Here is a 6,020-nt window from a genome sequence, read left to right as displayed (position 1 = left end):
GCGCCGAACTGCATCACCTCGGCGACCTTGGGGCCGGCCAGCATCGCGCCGACGGGGAAGCCGCCGCCGAGCGCCTTCGCCAGCGTGACGATGTCGGGTTGGACGCCGTCATGCCAGTGCGCGAACAGCAGGCCGGCGCGGCCCATGCCGCACTGGATCTCGTCGAGCACGAGCAGCGCGTCGTGCCTGTCGCAGAGCACGCGCAGGCCGCGCAGGAAACCCGGCGCCGCCGGCATCACGCCGCCCTCGCCCTGGATCGGCTCGACCAGCACCGCGGCGACATCGCCTTTCGCGAACTCGACTTCGACCTGGGCCAGGTCGTTGAAATCGACGTAGCGGAAACCGCCCGGCAGCGGTTCGTAGCCTTCCTGGTACTTCGGCTGCGCGGTCGCGGTCACCGCGGCGAGCGTGCGGCCGTGGAAGCTGCCGCGGAAGGTGACGATCACGCGCTTCTCTGGCGGCCGCCCCTGCGCCGCCGCCCACTTGCGCACGAGCTTGATCGCCGCCTCGTTCGCCTCGGCGCCCGAGTTGCACAGGAACACGCGCTCGGCGAAGCGCGAGGCTTCGACCAGCTCTTCCGCGAGCCGCAGTGGCGGCTCCGAATAGAAAACGTTGCTCGTGTGCCAGAGCTTGCCGGCCTGTTCGGTCAGCGCGGCGATGAGGTCCGGATCGCAATGACCGAGCCCGCATACGGCGATGCCCGCGCCGAAGTCGACGTATTCCTTGCCGTCGCGATCCCATACGCGCGAACCCTTGCCGCGTTCGAGGATCGTCTCGCGCGGTTTGTAGATCGGGACGTAGTAGCGTTTGCCTGCGGCGAGCAGGTCGGCGGTAGTGAACATGCGAAACTCGAATATTGTCGACGAGGGTGAGGGTGCGCGAGGCTACCACGTACCGACGTTCGGCATCGACGCCCACGGCTCCCGCGGCGGCAGATGGCCATCCTGCAGCAGTTCGACCGAGATCAGGTCGGGCGAGCGCACGAAGGCCATGTGGCCGTCGCGCGGCGGGCGGTTGATCGTCACGCCCATCGCCTGCAGGTGCGCGCAGGTGGCATAGATGTCGGCGACGCGGAAGGCGAGATGGCCGAAGTTGCGTGCGCTGCCGTAATCCTCGGTCTTGCCATCGGCGTCAGGCCAGTTCCAAGTCAGTTCGATCTCGGCGTCGGGCGATTCCTTCGCGGCGAGGAAGACGAGGGTGAAGCGGCCCTTCTCGTTTTCGAGACGTCGCGTCTCGACGAGGCCGAGGCCGTCGCAGAAGAATTTCAGCGAGGCGCCGAGATCGCGGACGCGGATCATCGTGTGCAGGTATTTCATGGTGTGTTTTCCTTTGCGATCGTCCGTGATCGCGAAGATCAAAAAGCGAGCGTCCTGCCCGCACTATTCAATTCAATCCAGGAACAAGTCGGGCAGCAGCGGTTTCGACGGATCGACCGTGTAGGTGGAGAAGTCGGTGACACCGGCCGCGCGCAGCACGTCGTCGTCGATGAAGAACTTGCCGGTCGCCTCGCGCGCAGGACGCGTGAGGATGGCATGCGCGGCATCGGCCATGATCGCTGGTTTGCGCCCGTTGCCGGCGTCGACACCCGGGATCATGTTGAGCGCGTCGGTCGCGATCAGCGTGCGCGGCCACAGCGCGTTGATCGCGACACCCTTGTCGGCGAACTCGGCGGCGAGGCCGAGGGTGACGAAGCTCATGCCCATCTTGGCCAGCGTGTAGCCAGTGTGTGGCGCCCACCATTTCGGATCGAGTGACGGTGGCGGCGCGAGCGTGAGGATATGCGGATTCGTCGCCTTGAGCAGATGCGGCAAGCACACCTGCGCGCAAAGAAACGTACCGCGCGAGTTGACCTCGCTCATCAGATCGAAGCGCTTCATCGGCGTGTCGAGCGCGCCGCGCAGCCAGATCGCGCTGGCGTTGTTGACGAGCACGTCGATGCCGCCGAAGCGCGCGACCGTGGTCTCCACCGCGTCACGCACCTCGGCCTCCTCGCGGATATCGCACTTGATCGCGAGGGCCTTGCCGCCGGCCGCGTCGACCGCGGCCGCGGCGCTGTGGATCGTGCCGGGCAGCTTCGGATTCGGCACGTCCGATTTCGCTGCGATGACAACGTTGGCGCCGTCGCGCGCGGCGCGCAGCGCGATGGCGAGGCCGATGCCGCGCGATGCACCGGTGATGAACAGCGTCTTGCCTTGCAACGAGCCCATGTCGGTTCCGGTCGATGATGAAGCAGTTGCGGTGAATGATGCATCAGCCGCCGCAGACGCTCCAGCATCGGCGTGCACGCCAGTTGCGCCGCCCGGGCAAACCGCTACACTGGCTGCGGGGAGCGTGCGTGAGTCAAACCTGATGGATCGGGATGCCGCCTAGTCAGTTTCCTAGCGTGTCGGTGCGGAAACGGCGTGCCATGTGCACCCGGCAAGTGTTTTGCTTCCGTTCCTATGCGATGTGGCGTGAAGGCGTGACGGCGTGATCCTTCTCGCCTTCCAGGCCATCCTGCTCGGCGTCGCCGTACTCCTGCTCGTCCGCCTGCGTTCCCTGTTCGGGCTGGTGCCGCTGTACGTCCTGCTCGGCGCGCTGCAGATTCTGCAGGTGCTGAGCGGCGCGATCCTCGTCAGCGCCGCCCCTGCCGTAGCCGTGAGCCCCGGTTCGGCCGTGCTCTTCAGTGCGGGCTTGGCCGCGGTGCTGCTGGTCTACATCCGCGAGGACGCGCTCGAAACGCGCAGGCTGATCTACGCCCTGGCCGCGGCCAACGTCATCACCGGTACATTGCTGGTCAGCATCGGCTGGCAAGTCGAAGCGCCGGGCACGGTCAACCTGATCGGCGTGCCGGCCTCGGTCTTCAAGCGCACCGCCTACGACCTCCTGGTCGGCACCGGGCTGCTGGTGCTCGATGCCCTGGGCATGGTCATCCTGTACGAAGCGCTCGCGCATCGCCTGCGCGGATTGTTCGTCGCAGTGGCCGGCACCATCGTCACCGTGCTGTGCCTGGACAGCGTGGCCTATATTTCGAGCACGCTGTGGGACCGGCCCGACTACGTGCACATCCTCTGCGTTTCCATCGTTTCCAAGGCTTTGGCCGGGCTATGGTTCGCATCGATCATCACCTATTACCTGCAGCGCCATGAGCGCGATCCGGACGTCGGCAACGTCGACGCGGGTCCGCGCGACGTCTTTTCCATCCTGACCTACCGGCAGAAATACGAGTTGATCAAGGCTGCTTCGGTACGCGATGACCTCACCGGCGTCTACAACCGCGCCTACTTCAATGCGCACTTCGCCGACTTGCTGCAGGCCGCGCGCGAGGCGCGCCGGCCGCTGACGATATGGTTCGTCGATATCGACCATTTCAAGTCGATCAACGACAACCACGGCCATGCGGCCGGCGATCGCGTCATCAGCGCGATTGCGGGTGCCATCGTCCGCTCGCGCCCACAGGCCGAGTGCGTCTCGCGCTATGGCGGCGAAGAGTTCGTCGCCGTGCTGCAGGGAGTCGACGTCGAGGCGGCGACGAACGCGGCCGAGCGGCTGCGCCGCGAGGTAGAGCAATTGCAGGTCGCGGATGATCTGGACATTCCGCTGAGCATAACCGTCGGCGTCGCCGGCTTTCCCGATGATGCGGCGACCGCAGCCGAGCTCGTGGAAATTGCCGATCGCCGCCTTTACGCCGGGAAAAACGCCGGTCGCAACCGCGTGATCAGCATGGGTTGAAGCGACCAGTCGGGAGTCAGGCCGATTGGAAGCGCGGCAGCGCGTGCATCAACTGCGTCAGCCGTTCGAGCGGATCGGCCGTCTGCAGCAGCATCTGGCGCTCGCGGTTCTCGAGCGGCAGCAGTTCGGCGAGACGGAAGCCGACCCAGCTCGCATCGTCGAAATTCGCACGCGGCGCGTTTGCATGGGTGCCGCCGATCTTTTCGAGCAGGCGCTCGAGAATCGTGGCAAGCAGGTGGAATTCGACCGGCACCTCGACGCGCGCCTCGTCGGCCCATGGATCGACCTCGCCATGTGCGAGGCCGTTGTCGCGTACGCGCGAGCGCGCGAGGCGAAAACGCTGCGTGCCTTGCGCGCGGATGCCGAGCAGGCCATCGGGCGTGGTCGAAAAATCGACGATGCGCGCGAGCGTGCCGACCGCGGCCGGTGTCGCGGGTTCGCCGACTTCGGCGCCGTCGAGGATCAGGCAAACCCCGAACGGCGAGTTCGTGCGCGCGCAGTCGCGGACCATGTCCAAATACCGCGGTTCGAAGATGCGCAGACCGACCTCTCCGCCCGGGAACAGCACGGTGTTGAGCGGAAACAGCGGGATGTCGGTCGTCTGCCTGGAGATCACTGCCACAGTATAGGTCCGTTGACCGCAACGCGGATCGCCGCGATGCCCGCCCGGTCGTCATTCGCTGCGGTGCAAATCGATGCTCGTGCGCTTGCCGCGCAGATTGAAATCGAGCTGCAATCGCGCGCCGTTGCGCTCGATGCCCACCGGCAACAATGCGCGCCGCGCACCCACGTTCATGATCGCTGCGGCGCAAGGCTCGCCTTCCGACATTGCGCGGCTACGCGTCTTGCCGAACTCGCCGCGCAGCGCGCAGGCCTCGAGCGAAAGCCAGCCCTGGACATCGAAGTTCGCCGCGGAGGGCGTGCTGGTTTGTTTGAACTGAAAATAGGGGATCAGCGACCTGCTGCCGTCGTGCTCCGTGCGCGACTGCATTGCCCAAGTCTGCTCGTAGGTGGACTCGGCGTCAGTCTGCAGATGCACTTGCCAAAGCGCAAAGTCTTTTTGCGGCGTGGGTTCGATCGTCACCGTGACCTGTGGGATCGCGGAGTCGACATCGCGCGGTGACTTGGCGGCCTGATCGCGATTGTCGTAGAGGCCCTGCTCGACAAGAAGGGGTGCTGCGGTGGCGCCTGAGGCGGCGAGCAGAACGGACAGAGCGAATCGCATCATGGCGCATACTCCTCCGGCGCTTGAGATGTCACGACGCTACAAGTACGTCATGCGCCAGTCCACTTCGTGGTGGGGTGTTGCGTACACGGGGCAATTTGTCCACGGTCTGCGAAGTTTCATCGCAGTCCGGTCGATTCGTCGGCGAGCAATCCGCGGCGCCTACAGCTCAAAGCCGATGCACTCAGTTCCGCAGCCGAGGTCGGCAGCATGGCGAAAGCGGACAAAACGGCGGCGACGAGGCACAGCCGGCGGTGAAATGCGTGCATGCGGATTCTTGGTTGCATCGGCATGCATGCGAAATAAATCACGCCGGCGAAATTCAATCGACGTGCACGAAGCATGCGGAGAACACCATGTTCCATTCTGCAAACGATGGTGCGACGCTGATCTTGCGACGCCGCTACTTCGGCGCGGACGAGGCGGCAGCGACGAACCGCCGCGGCGCGTTCTCGAAGCCACCGTTCGACATGAAGACGACGTGGTCGCCCGGTCGAGCCTGCTCGCGCAGCGCGGTGATCAGCGCGTCGACCGTTGGCGCGGTGCGGCCGCGGCCGGCGAGCGCAGCGGTAACTTTCTGTGCATCCCACGGCAGTTCCGCGCGCTGCAGGAACACGACCGCGTCGGCGTCGGCCAGGCTCGGTGCGAGTTCGGCGGCATGTGCGCCGAGGCGCATCGAATTCGAGCGCGGTTCCATGCCGACGAGGATGCGTGCCCTGCCGATTTTTGCGCGCAGGCCGGCGAGCGTGGTCGTGATCGCGGTCGGGTGATGGGCGAAGTCGTCGTATACTTTTATACCGTTCGCTTCGCCGACGAGTTCCATGCGTCGCTTCGCACTGAGGAAGTCGGCCAAGCTCGCGATCGCCTTCCCGATATCGACGCCGCCCGCCTCGGCCGCGGCGAGCGCAGCGAGCGCGTTCGTCACGTTGTGCCGGCCGATCAGGTTCCAGCGCACGACACCAAGTTCTTTACCTTCGCGCAGCACGGCGAATTCGGAACCGTCGGCTGCGATCAGGCGCGCGCGCCAGTCGCCCGCATCGATGCCGAACGTCGTCACCGGCGACCAGGCGCCGATCGCGAGCAC

Annotated in this window: 7 protein-coding genes; 1 reads left to right on the top strand and 6 read right to left on the bottom strand. The window is 65.7% G+C overall.

What is annotated here, in order from left to right:
- From VF497_RS02025 to VF497_RS02015, 3 genes are all read right to left on the bottom strand, one after another.
- Positions 1 to 842 (bottom strand): aminotransferase class III-fold pyridoxal phosphate-dependent enzyme (locus VF497_RS02025; protein ID WP_330885742.1); only part of this gene is annotated, 842 nt, incomplete at its 3' end.
- 42 nt (positions 843 to 884) lie between these two features.
- Entirely contained in the window at positions 885 to 1,316 is a 432-nt protein-coding gene (locus tag VF497_RS02020; RefSeq protein ID WP_330885740.1) for a VOC family protein, read from the bottom strand.
- Positions 1,317 to 1,388: 72 nt separating this feature from the next.
- Complete coding sequence (locus VF497_RS02015) at positions 1,389 to 2,207, bottom strand: NAD(P)-dependent oxidoreductase (RefSeq protein ID WP_330885738.1); 819 nt, start codon at positions 2,205 to 2,207, stop codon at positions 1,389 to 1,391.
- A 262-nt stretch (positions 2,208 to 2,469) separates the two neighbouring features.
- Here VF497_RS02015 and VF497_RS02010 point away from each other — a divergent pair, with 262 nt between their 5' ends.
- Entirely contained in the window at positions 2,470 to 3,711 is a 1,242-nt protein-coding gene (locus VF497_RS02010; protein WP_330885736.1) for a GGDEF domain-containing protein, read from the top strand.
- A 16-nt stretch (positions 3,712 to 3,727) separates the two neighbouring features.
- Here VF497_RS02010 and VF497_RS02005 read toward each other — a convergent pair whose 3' ends face one another.
- The 3 genes from VF497_RS02005 to VF497_RS01995 form a co-directional block, all read right to left on the bottom strand.
- Positions 3,728 to 4,324 carry an LON peptidase substrate-binding domain-containing protein gene (locus VF497_RS02005; protein WP_330885744.1) on the bottom strand — a complete coding sequence of 199 codons (597 nt, stop codon included), beginning with the start codon at positions 4,322 to 4,324 and terminating at the stop codon, positions 3,728 to 3,730.
- A 60-nt stretch (positions 4,325 to 4,384) separates the two neighbouring features.
- Positions 4,385 to 4,939 (bottom strand): hypothetical protein, encoded by a 555-nt coding sequence (locus tag VF497_RS02000; protein ID WP_330885734.1) that lies wholly within the window; start codon positions 4,937 to 4,939, stop codon positions 4,385 to 4,387.
- A 400-nt stretch (positions 4,940 to 5,339) separates the two neighbouring features.
- A partial coding sequence (locus VF497_RS01995; protein ID WP_330885732.1) for a glutamate ligase domain-containing protein occupies positions 5,340 to 6,020 on the bottom strand: 681 nt, incomplete at its 5' end.

This window comes from Rudaea sp. (assembly GCF_036383415.1).
GTDB lineage: Bacteria > Pseudomonadota > Gammaproteobacteria > Xanthomonadales > Rhodanobacteraceae > Rudaea.
Note: the sequence above shows the minus strand (reverse complement) of the source record. Positions and strands in the feature narration are given on the sequence as shown.